Below are 17,076 nucleotides of genomic sequence, written 5' to 3'. Positions count from 1 at the left end.
GGCGACAGCGACGGGCTTACGCCAGCCACCACGGCCACTACGCCCACGACAGGACGAACGACACCACGACGTGCGTCACGCGTGCGCGCCCACGGCTGCGCCCGACCGGAGACCGGACGGACAACGACGCGAGCGGAGGCGAGGGACGGCGACATGTGGGGACCCGATGACTGGGGACGCGATAACTGGTGACGCAATCATTGGTTGAAGTACGACGCGCCGATACTACGCCCGCCGCCGCCGCCCGTCAACGCGCGGGGATGTCGATATGCAACTGCGCGGCGAGCGTCGCGAGCGCGAGACCGATCGGCGCTTCCACCTTGAGCGACAGCAACGGATCCGCGCGCGTGACGCCGAGGTTCAGCGCCGCGATGGGCTTGCCGGCCTCGTGCGCCCACAGCGCGAACCGATAGCCCGAGCGCACGGTCAGCGATGACCCGATGACGAGCATCGCATCGGCGCGATCGAGCCCGTCCCGCGCGCGATCGACGCGGTCGAGCGGCACCGACTCGCCGAAGAACACGACGTCCGGCTTCAGCATGCCTTCGCAACGCTCGCAGGTGGGCACGCGAAATTCGGCGAACAGCGGGGTTTCGAGTTCGACGTCGCCATCGGCCAGCGGACTCGCGATGACGTCGCGGAGGGCGGCGTTCTGGTCCCATAGCCATTGCTGCACGCCCGCGCGCTCGTACCACGTGCCACAGGACAGGCACACCACGCCGCGCAGGCTGCCGTGCAACTCCACGACGTCGGGACTGCCCGCACGCTGGTGCAGGCCGTCCACGTTCTGGGTCACGAGCGCCGATACCCGCTCCCGCGCGCCGAGAGCGGCCACCACGTGATGGCTGACGTTGGGCGTGGCATTGGCCGCGATGGGCCAGCCGAGCATGCTGCGGGCCCAGTACCGCTGGCGCGCCGCATGGGAGCCGACAAACGCCTGCAGCGTCGTGGGGGGCGAGCGCTGCCACTGGCCCCGTTCGTCGCGGTAACCGGGAATGCCGGAGTCCGTGCTGATGCCCGCGCCGGTCAGCACGAACAGCCGCGGATGCCGCAGCACGAAGTCGAGCAGATCGCTCACGCGCCGGCCTTGTGCTCGCGGGTGGCCTGGCGGGCCTCCCACGCCTTCAGTTCCTGCCGGTAGCGGTCCATCTCGTCGGCGTAGAAATCGAATACGCACGGGTCGCAGCCGCTCCCGCAGCACTCGTTGTCGCCCGGACGCTCGGGCGGCATCGGGCGCGGATCTTCTTCGGAATTCTGTGACACGGAAAAATCTTCGTTTGCAGACACCGCGTCAGTATATTCCTGCGCCGATATGCACGCTTCCGGCGTCCATGCTGAATTGTTTCGACGGGGCCGCTCCGCCGCGTCCAACCGCGCGCCGCGCTGCTAGCCTTGTCCGGGACTTTTCCGTTACCGGGCGAGCCCTTTATGCGCGCATCCACCGTCTGGACACTGCTGGCGACATTGTGGCTACCCTGGGTCGCCGCGACGGGCGCCGCTGCCGCGGACGGCACCCCGCAGGAAGCGCGGCGCGCGCTTGACCGCCCGCGCGTGTGCCTCGTCCTGTCCGGCGGTGGCGCCAGAGGTGCGGCGCATATCGGCGTGCTCAGGGTGCTCGAGGCCATGCGTGTGCCGGTGGACTGCATCGCGGGGACGAGCATGGGTTCGCTCGTGGGCGGCGCCTATGCGGCGGGGATGAGCGTACCCGCCATGGAAACGCTCGTGGCCAGCATCTCCACCGAGGCGCTGTTCAAGGAGCGGCCGCCGCGCCAGGACCTCGCGGTGCGCCGCAAGCTCGACGACCAGACCAACCTGTTTACGCCCGAGATCGGCGTGCGCGCCGATGGCCTGCTGCTGCCCAAGGGCGCGGTGTCGGGCGTGCAGCTGGAAACGGTGCTGCGCAAGCTCTCCAACGTGCCCGGCTATCGCGATTTCGACCAGTTGCCGATTCCCTACCGCGCGGTGGCCACCGATCTCGTCACGGGGAGCGCGGTGGTGTTCCGCGAGGGCGAACTCGCCAACGTCATGCGCGCGAGCATGTCGGTGCCGGGCGCCGTGGCGCCGACCGAGTACCAGGGCAAGCTGCTCGTCGATGGCGGCCTGACCGACAACCTTCCCGTGGATGTGGCGCGCGCCATGGGCGCCGACATCGTCATCGCGGTCAACCTTGGCACGCCGCTGATGAAGCGCGAGAGCCTGACGTCGCTGCTGGGCGTCACGAGCCAGATGCTGAATATCCTGACGGAGCAGAACGTGCGCGCGTCGCTGGCGTCGCTGCGGCCCACGGACATCCTGATCGCGCCCGAGCTCGGCGGCTTCTCGGCGGGGGACTTCGATCATCTGACCAAGACCATTCCGATCGGCGAAGCGGCCGCGCAGAAAGTGGCCGACCGGCTGGCCGCGCTCTCGCTCCCGCCCGATGCGTACGCGCAGCTGCGCGCGTCGCAGCAGGCATTGCCACCGCCGGACCTGCGTCCCGTCGACGAGATCCGCCTGGCGCCGCTGGAGCGCGTGAGCCCGGACTTCGTGTACGCGACAATGGAGACGAAGCCGCAGGCGCCGATCAGCCAGGACGCGCTCGATCGCGATGTGCGGCGGCTGTTCGGGACGGGCGACTTCGAGCACATCAACTACCGGTTTCTCGAGGAACCCGGCAAGCGCATTCTCTCGGTCGATGCGATCGAGAAATCGTACGGGCCCAACTATCTGCGCTTCGGGCTGGGCCTGAGCTCCGACTTTCGCGGCGACGCGTACTTCAACGTGCTGGCCAGCTACCGGCGCACATGGCTGAACCAGCTCGGCGCCGAGTGGCGCACGGACGTGCAGCTGGGGCAGACATCGAGCCTTACCAGCGAGTTCTACCAGCCGCTCGACACCCGGCAGCTGTTCTTCGTTGCGCCGCGCATCGAGCTCCAGCGGCGCACGATCAATATCTTCAGCGGCGACACGCGGATTGCCGCCTACGATGTGCGCCGCATCGACGCCGCGCTCGACGTGGGCAGCCAGTTCACGAAATACGGCGAGGCACGGCTGGGCGTGCTGATCGGCCACGAGAATGCATCGCTGAGCACGGGGCCGGCCACGCTCGATCCCGGGTCGGGTGGCATCGACCGGCGCGCGGTCACGGGACGGGTGCTCGTGGACCAGCTCGACAGCATCAACTTTCCGCGCGACGGCTACGGGGCCACGCTCAACATCTATGGATCGCAGGCGGGCCTGGGCGCCACCGCGACCTATACCAAGGCCGAGCTGACGGGCACGTACGTCGAATCGTTCGGTCCGCATACGTTCAATCTCGGGTTCCGGTTCGGCGGCAACGTCGGACCGCCGCTGCCGCGCTACGACCTGTTCCAGTGGGGCGGTTTTCTTCAGCAGTCTGGGTTCAGCACGGGGCAGCTGCTGGGGGGCAATATCCAGTTCGGGCGGCTCGTCTACTACAACAAGCTGTTCCGGCAGACGTTGCTCGAAGGCGTCTACGCGGGCGTCTCGCTCGAGGCCGGGCGGGTCGGCTCGCCGCTCGTACCGGGCAGTCCGACCGGGTTGCTGAAATCGGCGGCGATGTTTCTGGGGCTCGACAGCCCGGTTGGGCCGCTTTATCTCGGCTATGGGCGCGCAAGTGGCGGGCAGTATGCCTACTACCTGTTCCTGGGCAAGCCGTAGTGTCGAACAGACGACCCCCACCGAAGTTGTATGTAATGTCTCTGTGAGGCTCTCTATACTTGGACCTGTCGCCGAGACCCCCGTCTTGAACGACGTCCTTCCCAAGGTCGCCGCCTGCATGGTCATCCATGCGCACCAGCGGCGACATTTTTTTTGCTCCGAAGGGGCGAAGGCGTTTCGCGAGACGTTAAGATGCGCGATTATCGAACGCTCCAGGCCACGCATTTCCCATGGACGCCCCCAATCCGATTCGCCTCCAGACCGCGCATGCCGACACCGTGCGCGCCGCCCGTCCCCCTTCGGACCTGCTAACCGGCTTTGCCGGCGATCCGAACTTCATGCTGTCGCTTGCGCGCGGCCTGACGGTGCTGGAGGCGTTCTCCGAACGCAAGCGGCCGCTGACGATCTCGCAGGTCGCCCAGCGGACCCAGCTATCCCGCGCCTCGGTGCGCCGGTGTCTCTATACGCTCGAGCAACTCGGCTACGTGAGTCAGCAGGACGGCCATTTCGCGCTGCGCCCGCGGGTGCTCCACCTTGGCCATGCCTACTTCTCCTCGACGTCCCTGGTCTCCGCCGCCCAGCCGATTCTGGACACGCTGAGCACGCGCATCCACGAAACGTCGGCGCTGGCGATCCTCGATGGCACCGACATCCTCTATCTGGTGCGGTCCGAGGTGCAGCGCGTGCTCACGCATTCGCTGGGGATGGGGAGCCGCCTGCCGGCCTACTGCACGTCGATTGGCCGGCTGCTGCTGGCCTATCAGCCGGAGGCCGTGCTCGAGGCGTTCTTCGAGCACGCGGAACTGCGGCCGCGCACGCTGCAGACCAAGGTGTCCCGGACCGAGCTCGAGGCCGCCTTCACGCGCGCGCGCGAGGTGGACTACGTGCTGATCGACGAGGAACTGGAACCGGGCCTGCGCGCGATCGCGGTGCCGGTGCGCGCGCTGTCCGGCACCGTGGTGGCTGCCGTCAGTGTGAGCGTCAAGGCGACGCGTGTATCGGAAGCGGAAATGATCGCGCGCCTGCTGACGCCGATGCGCGAAGCGGCGGCGGCTATCGGCAAGCTGATCGCCAGCTGACGGCCGCGCCCCGGGTCAGCCGCGGGCGGCCAGTTCGAGCGCGAATACCAGGCGCTGGAGGAAGTTTTCCATGCGGCCGTCCGGATTCAGGAACGCGCAGCCGTAGTGGTGGACGGTGTTGTCGTCGTAACCCACCATCCAGTGGCCGACGACCTGCATGTCCAGTTCCAGCCGGCCGAGTTCGCCGAAGTCGAGCAGGCAGCGCTTGGCCGTGGTACCCACGGGCAGCTGCTCGGCGCCCACCGCGCGCGACCGCAGGCCCACGCCGGACAGCGAGAGATCGGCGATATCCATCTGCAGCACGCGCGTCTCCGCGCCGTCCTCGATGCGGATCTCGCAGCGATACCCCTTGGTCAGCAGCGTACGCGCGCGGAAATGGCGGCGGCGCTGGAAGTGGTAGAGCTTTTCCGGGAAGTCGGCGATAAAGGCCGGGCCGCCCTCGAAGCGGGTCGCGCCGGGTGTGCCGACGAGGAAGTTCACGGGCACGCCGCGCAGCAGGCCCGAAAACGCATTCTGGTCCGACGCCATCAGTGCCTGGCGCTCGCCATCGGCGCGGCACCAGTCGAAGATAAAGGTGCGCTGGGCCGGATCGACGTGAAGAATCGACGTCACGATCTCCGAGCCGCTGCGCGAACGCACGCTGAGCAGGCATTTCTGCCACGCCAGATCGCGCAGCACCGTGCCGATCTGCGAGACATGGGTCAGGCGGTAGCGTTCGTCCGAGCGCGACGTCTCTTGTTCTTGGTCTTCGTCTTCCCCCTGCGACATCTGGGAAAGGGGTTGTGCCGGGTCGGACCCGCGGGAATCTCGGAGGCTCATGGCATTACGCTACGGGAAATACGCTACGTCTGTGTGGGAATTGCGCCGCGAAAGAGCAGGGTGGCGACCAACGCGGCATGGTACGCGTGGCGGACGGCGCGGCGCAAGCGCTTGCCTTGGCCTTCGGCAAAATGTTGCATAACTTGAGGCACAGACTAACGTGGGGTAGCGACTCGCGCACAACGCCGGGTGACAAGCGCAGTGTACGCCCCGCCCTCAAACGCCCGGAATCCCGGGCACGCCCTCCAGCCCGAGCAGCGCCCGCTTGCGGTCCACGCCGCCGGCATAGCCGGTCAGCGCGCCGCTGACGCCCAGCACGCGATGGCACGGCACGACGACGGACAGCGGATTGCGGCCGACCGCGCCGCCCACGGCGCGCGCGTGCGACGCGGGCAGGCCGAGCGACGCGGCCAGCTCCCCGTACGAGACCGTGCCCCCGAACGCGATATCGCGCAACGCCTGCCAGACCTGGCGTTGGAACGCGCTGCCGGCGAACCGCACGGGGACCGAGAAGGCGTGCAGCGCGCCGGCAAAGTATCCGTCCAGCTCCTCGGCGGTCTGGGCAAGGACGCGGGCGTCGGCTGCCGGCGCGCCACCGGCCCGGACCGCGGCGGCGTCGATATCAGGCGGGAAATACTTCTGCCCCGCGAAGAACAGCCCGGTGAGCGCGCCGTCGGCGGCGCGCAGCAGGATATCGCCGAGCGGGCTCTCGACGATGCGGTAGGCGGTCATGGAAGCGGTCGTCATGCTGGTTCCCCGGCGGTGTCGTTGTCGGTTACCGGCTGCAGCTTGCGCTGCTCGTACCGAAACCACAGATGAACGGCGGCATAGGCGCGCCATGGTGCCCACTGGGCGGTGCGCGCGTTGACCTCGCGCGTGGTCTCCACACCCAGCGCCTTGCGCAGCGCGTAATCGGTGGCAGGAAAGGCATCGGGCCAGCCCAGCGCCCGCATGGCGATGTACTGCGCCGTCCAGTCGCCGATGCCCGGCAGCGCGCGCAGCGCGGCGACGGTTTCCCCGGGCGGGGCCTGCGGGTCCAGGCGCAGCGCCCGGGCGTCGATCTGCCCGGCCAGCGCGCGGATGGCGCGCATCTTTCCGGTCGGCACCCCGGCTTCCCGATAGGCGTCGTCGGACAACGCGGCCAGCGCGGCCGCCGTGGGGAACACGTGGGTCAGGGTCGGCAGCGCGGCCTCCGCGGACAACGGCGTGCCGGCGATGGCCACGAGCCGCGCGAGAATCCGCCGCGCATGCACGACGGAGATCAGCTGGCCCACGATCGCGCGCACCGCGATCTCCAGCCCGTCGAACGTGCCGGGCAGGCGGATACCGGGCACCCCGCCACGCTGGGCGTCGGCAAGTTCTCCGAGATGGCGGTCCACCACATCGGGGCGGCAGCCGAGGTCGCACAGCCGCCGGACCTTGCCCAGCGCCTGTGGAATCGCGTGCGCCAGCGAGGCGGACAGCGTGACGCGCAGCACCAGCCGGCGCGGCACGTGCTCGATGCGCACCCAGCCGAGGTGCAGGCGCCCGCCGCTCTCGATCGCCATGGTGCGCTGGTAGGCATCGGCATGCAGTTGCTCGATACCCTCGACCGCGCGCGTGCCCAGGAAGCCCATGAGCACGTGCCATGCATAGGGGGGCCGATAGCCGAGCTCGAATACGAGGCGATCCGCCATGCCGTCGGCCGCGCGCTTGCGCATGGCAAGCGGGGTGAGGCCGTAGCGCGTCTTCAGGACATCGTTGAAGCGGCGCACGCTGCCGAATCCGGCCGCATGGGCGACTTCGGTCACGGGCATGGCGGTATCGGTGAGGAGCCGCTTGGCCAGCAGCAACCGCTGGGTCTGCGCGTATTCGAGCACCGAGACGCCGAACTCGGCATCGAACAGGCGCCGCAGATGGCGCTCGGTCACGCCGATGCGCGCGGCCAGCTGGGCCACGCCGCCGTCGGCCATGAAGCCGTCGTCGATCAGCGTGGCGGCGGCCTGCGCGAGGCGGCCCGAGATATCGGCCAGCCCGTGGCCGGGCGCGAGCTCCGGCCGGCAGCGCAGGCACGGGCGAAAGCCATGTTTCTCGGCCGCCGCCGCGGTCTCGTAGAACGAGCAGTTCTCGCGCCGGGGCGTGCGGACGGCGCAGACCGGCCGGCAATAGACGCCGGTGGACGACACGCCGACGAAGAAACGCCCGTCGAAGCGCCGGTCATGCGACGCAACGGCGCGGTAACAGGTATCGGGATCAAGTTTCATGCGGCGATCGTAGCGCGCGGAGTGCGATGAAATGCGCTGGAATCGGACATTCTCCTCCATTCGGCGAAATGTACGGCCCCGCGCCTTGTTGTCGCCCCCGCCAGCCCCGCCGGCGGCTAGAATCGGGCTCACATTCTGCCCGCTGCGGGAGACTTCATGCTGCCTCGTTTCACCCTGATGCTGGCCGCCGCGCTGACGGCCGCCTCCACGCTTGCGTTCGCGCAGCCCCGGGTCGCCGCGACCGTGGCGCCCGTGAGCGCCGCGCCGGTCGTCGCGGCCACGCGCGTCACGGAGGTGGAAGGCATCACCGAGTACCGGCTCGCCAATGGCCTGCGCATTCTGCTGGCGCCCGACGCCGCGCAGCCCACGACCACCGTCAACGTGACCTACCTCGTCGGCAGCCGGCACGAGAACTACGGCGAGACCGGCATGGCTCACCTGCTCGAGCATCTGCTCTTCAAGGGCACGCCATCCCTGCCGGGCCGCACGATCCCGACCGAGTTCGCGCGGCGGGGCATGACCTCCAACGGCACGACCGCGCAGGATCGCACCAACTACTTCGAGACGTTCGCCTACAGCGAGGACAACCTCGACTGGGCGCTGCGCATGGAAGCGGACCGGATGGTCAACAGCGTGATCGCGCGCGCGGACCTCGACAGCGAGATGACGGTCGTGCGCAACGAGATGGAGATCGGCGAGAACAATCCGATGCGCATGCTGATGCAGCAGATGAGCGCGGCAGCCTATCGCTGGCACAACTATGGCAAGGCGCCGATCGGCGCGCGCAGCGACGTGGAGCATGTGGGCATCGAGAACCTGCGCGCGTTCTATCGCCGCTACTACCAGCCGGACAACGCGGTACTCGTGGTGACGGGACAGTTCGACCCGGCGCGTACGCTCGCGCGGATCGAGCAGGCATTCGGCACGATTCCGCGACCGGCGCGCGTGCTGCCGCCCGAGCACACGGTGGAGCCGCCGCAGGAAGGCGCGCGCGAACTCACGCTGACGCGCCCCGGCGACAGCAGCATTGTCGCGGTGCAATATCACGTCGCGCCGGGCGCGCACCCCGACAGCACGGCGCTGGGGCTGCTTTCGGTGGTCCTCGCGGACACTCCGGGCGGAAGGCTCGAGCAATCGCTGGTGCAGACGCGCAAGGCGGCGTGGCAGAGCTCGTCGCTGGAGGCGCGGTACGACCCCGGCGTGATGATGTTCGCCGCCGGCACGAGCAAGGATCGCCCGATCGAGCCGCTGCGCGCGGCGCTGCTCGCCGAGGTGGAAGGCGTGGCGGCAAGGCCGGTCACGGCCGAGGAGCTCGAGCGTGCCCGCGTACGCATGCGCAATGCCTACGAACATATCCTCAACGACCCGGCGCGCTACGGCGTGGCGCTGTCCGAAGCGATCGCCAAGGGCGACTGGCGGCTGTTCTTCATCGCCCGCGATCGCGTGGAAACGGCCACGCTGGAGGACGTCCAGCGCGTCGCGGAAAACTATCTGCGGCCGTCCAATCGCACGGTGGGCCAGTTCCTGCCCGGCGACAAGCCGCAACTGGCCGCGATGCCCGCCACGCCCGACGTGGCCGCGATGACGCGCGACTATCGGGGCAAACCCGCCGCGGCGGCCGTGGCCACGTTCGATCCGAGCCCCGCGAATATCGATGCGCATACGACGCGGCAGACGCTGCCCAACGGCCTGCAACTGGCGTTGCTGCCGAAGCCGACGCGCGGTGAAGGCGTCAACGGCACGCTGGTGCTGCGCTTCGGCAATGCGGAAGCGCTGCAGGGCAAGCGCGCGGTGGGCACGCTGACCGCGGGCATGCTGCGGCGCGGTGCCGGCGCGTTCGACCGGCAGCAGATCGCGGACCGGCTCGAGGCGCTCAAGGCCAATGTGTCGGTCTCCGGCGGCGCGGAAAGCGTGACCGTCTCGTTCGAGACGCGCCGCCAGTACCTGCCCGACCTGCTGGCGTTGCTGCGCACCGTGCTGCGCATGCCGACCTTCCCGGCCAGCGAGTTCGAGACGCTGCGCGCAAGTTCAATTGCCGGCATCGAGAGCCAGCGCAGCCAGCCGAACGCGCTGGCGCCCAATGCGATCGGCCGCCACGGCAATCCCTACCCCGCCAGCGATCCGCGCTATACGCCGACGTTCGACGAAAGCCTCGCGGAACTGCGCGCGGTGACACCCGCCGATGCGCGGGACTTCCATGCCCGCTTCTACGGGGCGGACCATGCGCAACTGGCGCTCGTGGGCGACTTCGATCCCGACGAAGCCGTGCGGCAGGCGGTCTTTCTGTTTGGGGACTGGCACGCGTCGGTGCCGTTCGCGCGCGTGGACCGTCCATTCATCGCGATTCCGGGCGCGAGCTTCACGCTGGAGACGCCCGGCAAGGCCAACGCGGTGTACATGGCTACGCAACCGCTCGACCTGCTGACGGACTCGCCCGACTATCCGTTGCTGATGATCGCGAGCCGCGTGTTTGGCGGCACCGGCATGCGCAGTCGCATGGCCGACAGGCTGCGGCAGCAGGACGGCATCAGCTATGGCGCGTCGAGCTACCTGCAGGTGGGGTCGCTCGATCGCGCGGGCCGCTTCGGCATGTACGCGGTGTACGCGCCGCAGAACCTCGAACGCCTGCGCCGCGCGCTCGACGACGAACTCGCGCGCTTCGTGCGCGACGGCATTACCGCCAGCGAACTCGCGGAAGCGCAGAGCGGCCTGCTGCAACAGGCTACCGTCGGTCGATCGCGCGACGGCTCGCTCGCCGGCATGCTTGCGACGCAGCTGTACCTCGGTCGCACGATGGCCTTCACCGCCGAGCTCGACGAGCGCGTGCGGGCGGCCACGCCGGAGGCCGTGAACGATGCCATCCGGCGCTATCTGTCGCCGGGCACGATCACACGTGCCTACGCGGGCGATTTCTCGACGCCGGCACCGGCTGCGCCAGCGCCGGGCGGTGTCCAGGCGGCGTCGGCGGTGCCGGAGCCCGCTCGGCCCGAGACGAGACCCTGACATCAGGGGTCATCAGGCAGACGTGCGTTTTTGAAAGCGCCGTCTGCTGTGACACATAACCGTGACCTGTTCCCGCGTTAGTCTGGCCTTGAAAAGTGGGATTCTGGCTGCACCTCATCATTGGTGGTGCTTGTAGGTCCACGTCGATCACTGTATATTTGTACAGTGTCGTTGAATCAAGAGGGGTGGATGTCAATCATGCGGGCTGGCAGCAAGGCAGAGGCGTTGCGATTCCTGGCCTCGGGGAATGTGTCCGGAGATATCGCAAAGAAGGTCGGCGCGGCAGTGCGGGCGGTCGAACTCGATTACGAGACGGGCTGGCAGGATGCTGTCGAACTGGGCCGGCTGGGCGAGAAACGCGGCATCAAGGTGCAGTACCGCGGGCAGGAAAGCATCGCGGTGCGATCGCGCGAGGCGCTGCTCGAAGGTCTGGCCACGCCGAAGACCACGTTCCGGCAGCGGAATTTATATTGCCAGTTCGATCTCGGCACACTGGCCGATCACGAACTGGTGGAACTCGAAGCCAAGGCGACGCGCCTGGGCGACTACATCCTCGCGGGCCACTTGCTCCGGGACGTCGACGACGTCTGGTAAGCCGCGGATGAGGTTATCGAGGTCAGCGACGCCATCGTTGGTGACATCGCGCCGTCGATGACGGTGTGACACAAGACCGCCGTCACGAGCGTCTTGCAATCGCCCCGCTCGCCACGGGCCAGCTGCTCGAGCCGGTCCTGCCCTTCTAGCACGATCAGCGCATCGCCTGCGTCAGGGCGCAAATCGAGCGTATAGAGGTGATCGGACTCGCATTGCATGCGCCCGCCCGCCACCGCCACCACAATCGCGCTGGGCAGCGCGAGACCGCACGCCATCACCGAATCTCGCAGGCGCAATAGCTGCGAATCCGGCTGCGGATCCCGTTGCGGATCCAGGCGCGAATGCAGACACGAATCCGGTTGCCCCGGTTCTGCCTTCCCACACAGACGCATCAGTTCCGCGGGCGATACGGCCAGCGTGAATGCCTGCAATGCCGAACGGTATGTCGCCACCACCGCGCGCAGACGGCAGACGCCGTCCTCCACGCGCTGCGGGACACACGGCGCGCTGATTTGCCGGGCCTCGTTCATGGTTGTCTCCTCCACGCGCCTTCGGCGATCAGTCGCGCAGCAGTTGTTTGGCGATGATCAATTGCTGGATCTGCGTCGTGCCTTCATACAGGCGCAGCAGACGCACGTCGCGATAGAAGCGTTCCGCCTTGTACTCGGCGATATAGCCGGCGCCGCCATGGATCTGCACCGCGCGGTCGGCCACGCGGCCCACCATCTCCGTGCAGAACATCTTCGTGCAGGAGGCCAGCATGCTGACTTCCGGATCGGCCTTGCCCGGCGCCTTGGCGTCGTAGCGCTGCGCGCAGTCGCGCACCATCGACATGCCCGCGTAAAGCTCCGCCTGGCTGTCCGCCAGCATCGCCTGGATCAGCTGGAAATCGCCGATGGGCTTGCCGAACTGCTTGCGTTCGCGCGCATAGGCCACCGCGTCGGTAATCAGGCGATGGGCCATGCCGCACGCGAGCGCCGAAATATGCAGACGGCCCCGATCGAGCACCTTCATCGCGGTCTTGAAGCCGACACCGGGCACGCCACCGATGATGTTGGCGGCCGGCACGCGCACGTTCTCGAGCACCACGTCGCAGGTCTTCGTGCCGCGCTGGCCCATCTTGCGGTCCGGCTTGCCGAGCGTGATGCCCGGGGTATCGGCGGGAACGATAAACGACGAGATGCCCGACGCGCCGGCGTCGCCGGTACGCGCCATCAGCGTGAACGCTCCCGCGCGCGGCGCATTGGTGATGAAACGCTTGGTGCCGTTGATGACGTAGTGATCGCCCTCGAGCACCGCGCGCGTCTGTACCGACGCGGCATCCGAACCGGCCTCCGGTTCGGTCAGCGCGAACGAGATGATCAGGTCGCCGCTGGCAATGCGCGGCAGGTAGGCCTGCTTCTGTTCCTCGGTGCCGTCCATCAGGATGCCCTGCGAGCCGATGCCGACGTTGGTGCCGAACACCGAGCGGAACGCGAACGCCGTATGGCCGAGGTCATAGACCACTTCGCATTCCTGCGACATCGACAGGCCGATGCCACCGTATTCCTCGGGGATGGAGATACCGAACAGCCCCATCTCCTTCATATCGGCCACGATATCGGCCGGCACGTCGTCGAGTTCCTCGAGCGTGTCCTCGGCGGGCTTCAGGCGTTCTTCGATAAAGCGCTGCACCGAGGCGCGCAGCAGCGAGAAGGATTCGGCATCGAGGGCCATGGGGTGTCTCCTTTGGATCAGGCCGTTCATCCTACGCCCAACCGCCGATTTGACAATCCCCTCCCGCTTGGACAGATATGAAAGTTTTATTTGACAGTCTTATTGGATCGTCGCAATGCGGCATGGGCCCAGGGCGTCAGCCGCCCTTGCCCGTGTTCTGCCAGTCGTCGCATTTCTTGCGCGCGAGCGACTCCCGCGTGTAACCACGCCCGACGCGCAACTGGTGCTCGACCGCTTCGGCCTGGTCCATGCACGCGAACACGAGATCGTCGCGTGTCCGCTGCGAAACGCCCTTGAGGTCGGGCGCCTCGTAGGCAAGCCGCCGCGCGCGGCAACGGAGGAACAGCAGGGTCTCTTCCGACGCGATGCGCAACTGCGCCGCGTCCACACGCTCGCAGTGCGCGATATCGGGTTCGGCGAACGACGTGCCCGGCATGCAGAGCAACAAGCCGTACGACAAGCCGAACAGGAATCGGGAGGCGGCGCGCATGGTGGCGATATCGGACAGTGACGGATTCGGTCTGCATCATTGCAAAGCCATGTGAACAGTGCAAGTCCTGCATCGGCGCGAACGGCAGCGCGGTTCCCGGAACACTCTATTCATGTTTCCGAACAATCGGCGGCCAGCCCCGGCACCGCCGCGCACCGTCCTCAGGTACGCAGAAATATCCGACCGGGCATACTGGGCAAGGGCAGGCGCCGCGTGTAGCCTGTGCGGGCGCGAGCGCCGCGCCCGCGCACCCTCGGCAGCACAATCAACGGCACTCGACTGCCGCCATGACCAGAACATACACATGACCGACCTCTCCTCTTCCACAAACTCCGCACCGCCCGATATCGGCGCGCCACCCACGCCCGAGGAAACACGCAAGCGCGTATTCGCCATCGTTGCCGCGTCGTCAGGCAACCTCGTGGAGTGGTTCGATTTCTATATCTACGCGTTCTGTGCGATCTATTTCGCGCCGTCGTTCTTTCCGAAAGCGGACCCCACCGCGCAGCTGCTGAATACGGCCGGCGTGTTCGCGGCCGGCTTCCTGATGCGTCCGATCGGCGGCTGGCTGTTCGGCCGCATCGCCGACCGCAGCGGTCGCAAGAACTCGATGCTGATCTCGGTGATCATGATGTGTTGCGGCTCGCTGCTGATCGCGGCGCTGCCGACGTACGCGACGATCGGCAACCTCGCGCCGGCGCTGCTGCTGCTCGCGCGGCTGGTCCAGGGCCTGTCCGTGGGCGGGGAGTACGGCACCACCGCGACCTATATGAGCGAAGTGGCGCTGAAGGGCCGCCGGGGCTTCTTCTCGTCGTTCCAGTACGTCACGCTGATCGGCGGCCAGCTCCTCGCCGTGCTCGTGGTCGTGATCCTGCAGCAACTGCTCGACGAAGCCGAGCTCAAGGCATGGGGCTGGCGTATTCCGTTCGTCATCGGCGCGATCACGGCCGTCGTGGCGCTGTTGCTGCGCCGCACGCTGCACGAAACGTCCACCGCGGCCACGCGCAGCTCGAAGGAAGCGGGCACCATCGCGGGCCTGTTCCGGCATCACAAGGCCGCGTTCTTCACGGTGCTCGGCTACACGGCCGGTGGTTCGCTGATCTTCTACACGTTCACGACCTACATGCAGAAGTACCTCGTCAACTCGGCCGGCATGTCGATCAAGACCGCCAGCTACGTGATGACGGGCTGCCTGTTCGTGTATATGTGCATGCAGCCGGTTTTCGGCGCGCTGTCGGACCGCATCGGTCGCCGCAGCAACATGCTGCTGTTCGGCGCGCTGGGCACGCTGTTCACGGTGCCGATCCTGACCGCGCTGGGGTCGGTGTCGAGCCCCGAGATCGCCTTCGTGCTGATCTGCGCGGCCCTGGCGATCGTCAGCTTCTACACGTCGGTGAGCGGCATCGTGAAGGCCGAGATGTTCCCGCCCGAAGTGCGCGCGCTCGGCGTCGGCCTCGCCTATGCGGTGGCCAACGCGATCTTTGGCGGCTCCGCCGAGTACGTCGCGCTCGGCCTCAAGTCGATGGGGCACGAGAGCGCGTTCTACTGGTACGTCACGGTGATGATGGCGATTGCCTTCCTCGTCGCGCTGCGCCTGCCGCGGCAGGCAAAGTACCTGCATCACGAGCATTGATCCCGGCCTTGCGCCGAGATCCGTGCCTTGCGCATACACTAAGGGGCCTTCGGGCCCCTTTTTGCGTTTACACACCTGCCGTCGCCATGGATCTCAACGCCCTGCGTCTGTTCGTCGATATCGTCGATGCCGGCAACCTCAGTGCCGCCGCGCGCAAGCTCCGGATGACGCGCGCCAATGTCAGCTATCACCTGAAGGCGCTCGAATCCGAGCTCGGCGTGCAGTTGTTGCGCCGGACCACGCGGCACGTGGAGCCCACGCCTGTCGGCGCCGGTCTCTATGAGCACGGCCGCAATATCCTCGGCGAAGTCGCCGCGGCCAACGCGCTCATCAGCAGCATGGGCAAGAGCCTGCACGGGCATGTGCGGCTGTCGGTGCCGACAGGGCTCGGCCATGCCCTGTTGTCGCCGCTGCTCGTACAGTTCAAGCAGCGCTACCCCGACATCACGCTCGATGTCGTCTTCGACAACCGCATCCATAACCTCGTGGCCGAGGACGTGGAGGTGGCGCTGCGCATCATCTCGAACCCGCCGGACGCGGTGGTCGCCACCGAGATCGGCGCGGTGGATTGGGTCGTGTGCGCGGCGCCGTCCTACCTGCGCGACCGCCCCGCGCCCGCGGAACTGGCCGACCTGGCCACGCATGCCATCTGCTGCGCGGCACCGATCGGCCAGAAACTGAAGGCATCGGGCATTCGCGAGGGCGCGGCGACGCGCGAGCAGGTAGTGCTGACGCCGACGCTGAGTTCGGAGAACTTCGCGTTTCTCAAGGATGCCGTGGTCGGTGGCCTCGGCATCGGCATTTTCCCGATGTACGCGATCGGCGACGAGATCGGCAAGGGCCAGCTCGTACCGCTGCTGCCCGATTACCGCATCAGCGTGTTCGGCAGCAAGCTGTACCTGCTTACGATGCCGAACCGCTACCAGACGATGGCGACGCGCTACCTGCTGACGTTTCTGAAGGCCGAGTTGCAGGCAATCTGGCCGCGCCTACGCAAGGACTGAGCCGCCATCGCCGCTGTCGTCCTTGAGGTCCACACCGGACCGGCCGAGCGCGAGCGCCCCGCGCAGCAGGAACACGAGCCGGTCCGCCGCCTGCGCGTACGGCAGCCCTTCGGGGCGCACGTTGGAGATGCAGTTTCGTTCCGCGTCCGTGCGGCCCGGCCGTGGATCGTAGGTCAGGTAGATGCCGAGGCTGTCCGGCGAACTGAGTCCCGGGCGCTCGCCGATCAGCATCACCACCTGCCGCGCGCCGAGACGCGCGCCGATATCGTCGCCGAGTGCCACGCGCGACTGCTGCGCGACGACCACCGGGCCGATCGCCAGACCGCGCAGGCGCGCGCACGTCGCCTCGAGCAGCGGCAGCGCGTGGCGCTGCGCGGCCAGCGCCGACAGGCCGTCGGCGACGACGAACACCACGTCCGGCTTGCCCGCGTTGCCCCGCGCATCGAGCCGCGCGGCGCTCTCGTCATCGAGCACGCGTCCGAGGTCCGGGCGGCGCAGGTAGTGCGCGCGATCCGTCGCCGCGCTGTGCACGCGCACGCAGTCGTGGCCCGCCGCACGCATGCCAGCATCGAGCGCGTCGACATCGAGCGGCGTATGCACGGCGTCGCGTGCCTGCGCATGAGCGAGGCCGAAGGCCAGAATCGTCTCCGTGGTCTGCGCGTGGCCCGCGCGTCCCAGCGCGATGCGCGCGCGCGTGAAGGCGCGCAGCCGCGTCCACGGATCCGTCTGCACGATGGGAGGCTTGTCGTTCATCGGCGTGCTCACAGTCCCTGGGCCATGGCCAGCAGCGGGGGGGCCCCCCCGGGGGGGCCGCGCCCCCGCCCCCCCAACAAGA

The 17,076-nt window shown here is 67.8% G+C and carries 15 protein-coding genes; 6 read left to right on the top strand and 9 right to left on the bottom strand.

Annotated features, from left to right (window positions below; genetic code table 11):
* Window positions 1-247: 247 nt before the first annotated feature.
* Together AAHB16_RS31260 and AAHB16_RS31255 are read right to left on the bottom strand one after the other, a co-directional pair.
* On the bottom strand, window positions 248-1,120 hold the full coding sequence (locus tag AAHB16_RS31260; RefSeq protein ID WP_411859852.1) for an NAD-dependent protein deacetylase: 873 nt from the start codon (window positions 1,118-1,120) through the stop codon (window positions 248-250).
* A complete protein-coding gene (locus tag AAHB16_RS31255; RefSeq protein ID WP_411859851.1) occupies window positions 1,075-1,263 on the bottom strand; it encodes an oxidoreductase-like domain-containing protein in 189 nt (62 codons plus the stop codon). Before AAHB16_RS31255 ends, AAHB16_RS31260 begins: the two co-directional genes overlap by 46 nt.
* A 165-nt stretch (window positions 1,264-1,428) precedes the next feature.
* On the opposite strand from AAHB16_RS31255, the gene AAHB16_RS31250 reads away from it, so the two are divergent.
* Both AAHB16_RS31250 and AAHB16_RS31245 read left to right on the top strand, forming a co-directional pair.
* Entirely contained in the window at window positions 1,429-3,660 is a 2,232-nt protein-coding gene (locus tag AAHB16_RS31250) for a patatin-like phospholipase family protein (RefSeq protein ID WP_342052799.1), read from the top strand.
* A gap of 230 nt (window positions 3,661-3,890) precedes the next feature.
* Window positions 3,891-4,739 carry an IclR family transcriptional regulator domain-containing protein gene (locus AAHB16_RS31245; RefSeq protein WP_150376062.1) on the top strand — a complete coding sequence of 283 codons (849 nt, stop codon included), beginning with the start codon at window positions 3,891-3,893 and terminating at the stop codon, window positions 4,737-4,739.
* 15 nt (window positions 4,740-4,754) lie between these two features.
* Here the strand turns inward: AAHB16_RS31245 and AAHB16_RS31240 are convergent, their stop codons facing one another.
* From AAHB16_RS31240 to AAHB16_RS31230, 3 genes are all read right to left on the bottom strand, one after another.
* The gene (locus AAHB16_RS31240) at window positions 4,755-5,507 is read right to left on the bottom strand and encodes a flagellar brake protein (protein ID WP_411859884.1); all 753 of its coding nucleotides are present in this window, start codon (window positions 5,505-5,507) and stop codon (window positions 4,755-4,757) included.
* Window positions 5,508-5,774: 267 nt separating this feature from the next.
* Window positions 5,775-6,290 (bottom strand): methylated-DNA--[protein]-cysteine S-methyltransferase, encoded by a 516-nt coding sequence (locus AAHB16_RS31235; protein ID WP_342052807.1) that lies wholly within the window; start codon window positions 6,288-6,290, stop codon window positions 5,775-5,777.
* 11 nt (window positions 6,291-6,301) lie between these two features.
* Window positions 6,302-7,801 carry a DNA-3-methyladenine glycosylase 2 family protein gene (locus AAHB16_RS31230; protein WP_342052798.1) on the bottom strand — a complete coding sequence of 500 codons (1,500 nt, stop codon included), beginning with the start codon at window positions 7,799-7,801 and terminating at the stop codon, window positions 6,302-6,304.
* Between the two features lie 156 nt (window positions 7,802-7,957).
* Here AAHB16_RS31230 and AAHB16_RS31225 point away from each other — a divergent pair, with 156 nt between their 5' ends.
* Window positions 7,958-10,804, top strand: coding sequence for a M16 family metallopeptidase (locus AAHB16_RS31225; protein WP_342052797.1), 2,847 nt, complete (start codon window positions 7,958-7,960; stop codon window positions 10,802-10,804).
* Window positions 10,805-10,993: 189 nt separating this feature from the next.
* Window positions 10,994-11,398: a PHA-granule associated protein 4 gene (locus AAHB16_RS31220; protein WP_150376058.1), complete on the top strand. Its 405-nt coding sequence runs from the start codon at window positions 10,994-10,996 to the stop codon at window positions 11,396-11,398.
* On the opposite strand, the gene AAHB16_RS31215 is transcribed toward AAHB16_RS31220, so the two are convergent.
* The 3 genes from AAHB16_RS31215 to AAHB16_RS31205 form a co-directional block, all read right to left on the bottom strand.
* Window positions 11,350-11,928 (bottom strand): hypothetical protein, encoded by a 579-nt coding sequence (locus tag AAHB16_RS31215; RefSeq protein ID WP_342052796.1) that lies wholly within the window; start codon window positions 11,926-11,928, stop codon window positions 11,350-11,352. The genes AAHB16_RS31220 and AAHB16_RS31215 overlap by 49 nt on opposite strands.
* Window positions 11,929-11,956: 28 nt before the next feature.
* Window positions 11,957-13,114, bottom strand: coding sequence for an acyl-CoA dehydrogenase family protein (locus AAHB16_RS31210; RefSeq protein WP_109584836.1), 1,158 nt, complete (start codon window positions 13,112-13,114; stop codon window positions 11,957-11,959).
* A 136-nt stretch (window positions 13,115-13,250) separates the two neighbouring features.
* Window positions 13,251-13,604 (bottom strand): hypothetical protein, encoded by a 354-nt coding sequence (locus tag AAHB16_RS31205; protein WP_150376054.1) that lies wholly within the window; start codon window positions 13,602-13,604, stop codon window positions 13,251-13,253.
* A gap of 304 nt (window positions 13,605-13,908) precedes the next feature.
* Between AAHB16_RS31205 and AAHB16_RS31200 the strand changes: the two genes are divergently transcribed.
* Together AAHB16_RS31200 and AAHB16_RS31195 are read left to right on the top strand one after the other, a co-directional pair.
* Window positions 13,909-15,237, top strand: coding sequence for an MFS family transporter (locus tag AAHB16_RS31200; protein ID WP_150376052.1), 1,329 nt, complete (start codon window positions 13,909-13,911; stop codon window positions 15,235-15,237).
* An 86-nt stretch (window positions 15,238-15,323) separates the two neighbouring features.
* Window positions 15,324-16,241, top strand: a complete 918-nt coding sequence (locus AAHB16_RS31195) for a LysR family transcriptional regulator (RefSeq protein ID WP_342052795.1) — start codon at window positions 15,324-15,326, stop codon at window positions 16,239-16,241.
* On the opposite strand, the gene eutC is transcribed toward AAHB16_RS31195, so the two are convergent.
* Window positions 16,227-16,994, bottom strand: coding sequence for an ethanolamine ammonia-lyase subunit EutC (gene eutC, locus AAHB16_RS31190; RefSeq protein WP_342052794.1), 768 nt, complete (start codon window positions 16,992-16,994; stop codon window positions 16,227-16,229). The two genes, AAHB16_RS31195 and eutC, sit on opposite strands and share 15 nt — an antisense overlap.
* Window positions 16,995-17,076: the final 82 nt, after the last annotated feature.

Origin of the sequence: Cupriavidus sp. OTU4054 (assembly GCF_038440175.1) — a bacterium.
GTDB lineage: Bacteria > Pseudomonadota > Gammaproteobacteria > Burkholderiales > Burkholderiaceae > Cupriavidus > Cupriavidus pauculus_D.
Note: the sequence above shows the minus strand (reverse complement) of the source record. Positions and strands in the feature narration are given on the sequence as shown.

Coding starts and splice junctions, on each gene's coding strand:
- AAHB16_RS31250 (WP_342052799.1), top strand. CDS start 1,429: ATGCGCGCATCCACCGTCTGGACACTGCTGGCGACATTGTGGCTACCC.
- AAHB16_RS31245 (WP_150376062.1), top strand. CDS start 3,891: ATGGACGCCCCCAATCCGATTCGCCTCCAGACCGCGCATGCCGACACC.
- AAHB16_RS31240 (WP_411859884.1), bottom strand. CDS start 5,507: ATGTCGCAGGGGGAAGACGAAGACCAAGAACAAGAGACGTCGCGCTCG.
- AAHB16_RS31235 (WP_342052807.1), bottom strand. CDS start 6,290: ATGACCGCCTACCGCATCGTCGAGAGCCCGCTCGGCGATATCCTGCTG.
- AAHB16_RS31230 (WP_342052798.1), bottom strand. CDS start 7,801: ATGAAACTTGATCCCGATACCTGTTACCGCGCCGTTGCGTCGCATGAC.
- AAHB16_RS31225 (WP_342052797.1), top strand. CDS start 7,958: ATGCTGCCTCGTTTCACCCTGATGCTGGCCGCCGCGCTGACGGCCGCC.
- AAHB16_RS31220 (WP_150376058.1), top strand. CDS start 10,994: ATGTCAATCATGCGGGCTGGCAGCAAGGCAGAGGCGTTGCGATTCCTG.
- AAHB16_RS31215 (WP_342052796.1), bottom strand. CDS start 11,928: ATGAACGAGGCCCGGCAAATCAGCGCGCCGTGTGTCCCGCAGCGCGTG.
- AAHB16_RS31210 (WP_109584836.1), bottom strand. CDS start 13,114: ATGGCCCTCGATGCCGAATCCTTCTCGCTGCTGCGCGCCTCGGTGCAG.
- AAHB16_RS31205 (WP_150376054.1), bottom strand. CDS start 13,604: ATGCGCGCCGCCTCCCGATTCCTGTTCGGCTTGTCGTACGGCTTGTTG.
- AAHB16_RS31200 (WP_150376052.1), top strand. CDS start 13,909: ATGACCGACCTCTCCTCTTCCACAAACTCCGCACCGCCCGATATCGGC.
- AAHB16_RS31195 (WP_342052795.1), top strand. CDS start 15,324: ATGGATCTCAACGCCCTGCGTCTGTTCGTCGATATCGTCGATGCCGGC.
- eutC (WP_342052794.1), bottom strand. CDS start 16,994: ATGAACGACAAGCCTCCCATCGTGCAGACGGATCCGTGGACGCGGCTG.